The 1211-nt window shown below is 61.3% G+C and carries 1 protein-coding gene and 1 pseudogene; both read left to right on the forward strand.

Going from position 1 to position 1211, the window contains the following annotated elements:
- Positions 1–30: 30 nt before the first annotated feature.
- Positions 31–582, forward strand: a complete 552-nt coding sequence (locus ACF088_RS41280; RefSeq protein WP_392381128.1) for a hypothetical protein — start codon at positions 31–33, stop codon at positions 580–582.
- 32 nt (positions 583–614) lie between these two features.
- Positions 615–1211 (forward strand): annotated as a pseudogene (locus ACF088_RS41285) (hypothetical protein); the annotation flags it as partial.

Genomic DNA, 1211 nt, shown 5'->3' on the forward strand with positions numbered 1-1211 from the left:
AGTTCCGGCAAGGGGGAGGGTGAGGACAAGATCGCGGGTGCGGATACGGGTAGCACCACCCCGTCCGCCTCACCGACTTCCTCCGAGCCGTCGAAGGCCGGTAGGCCGAAGATCGAACTTCCGGCTGATCTCTCCTACACGTTCGAGTGGCCCAAGTCGGGTGACAAGGACAAGGACGCGATCCTTGAGGACACCGAGCAATCCATCAAGGCTGTGGACTTGGCCATTGTCAACCAGGACGCGCTCGACAAGGCGTACCTCTATTACTACGAGGGTGAGGCTGCCGCTGGCACGCAGAAGTTCATCCAGAACTATGTCGACCAGAAGGCAGGGCTCACGGGGAGCTACCGCTTCTATGCTCCGGAAGTAGCGGTCGATGGGGACGGCACCGCTTCCTTCACGTACTGCGAGGACCAGGGCAAGGCGTATGTGAAGTACCTCAAGACCAACAAGGTCAGGAAGACCGAGGTGACTGCGAAGAGCTACGTCATCTACCACACGTCGCTGAAGAAGAACGATGAAGGCGTGTGGGAGATCCAGAAGATTGCTTCGGAGAGTGGGAGTGCCAAGTGCCAGCCCTGACGCATGCAATGAAGGCGCTCCCAGTCACGCTCATGGTGAGCGCATGTCTGTCCGTACTCGTGCTGCCCGGGTCGGCACGCGCCGACGACATTCTGGACGGCAACACGCAGAACTCGGGAACGGAGCAGCGCGCCGACACCGGTGATGACGGGACCGTTTCGGTCACCGTAGGTGGTGTCGTCTTTGACCGTTCGAAGAACGGCAGTGGTGATTCGGTTGGGCCGGTGACGTCTTCGACTTCGTGGAGTCCGCCGGCGTGTTGGTATGCCCCGAAATACACTCCCGAGGAGTTGCAGAAGACCCTGGAGCCGATCTGGGAGGCGGAGTCCACGGGGTACGAGTGGGATGCCAAGCAGCGGGAGAAGTACAACGCGAAGGATGAGAAGAAGGGCTTCAACAAGGACAAGACCGGCAAGGGGTATTGGTGGGGCTCGTATGTGAACAAGAGCTTCCCGCCGGGCTGGGACAAGTGCGACACGGATTACTTCTGGGTGGACATCGGTGACCCGCCCCCCGCGGACAAGGAGAACGCCGTCACCCCGAAGGTCCTCGCCGAGCTCGCCTACGCCGAGATCCGTGTCCCCGGTACCGAGGTGACGCTGGCGCCCGCCGAGGCGACCAAGGTGAAC

Source organism: Streptomyces sp. NPDC015125, from assembly GCF_043080045.1.
Lineage (GTDB): Bacteria > Actinomycetota > Actinomycetes > Streptomycetales > Streptomycetaceae > Streptomyces.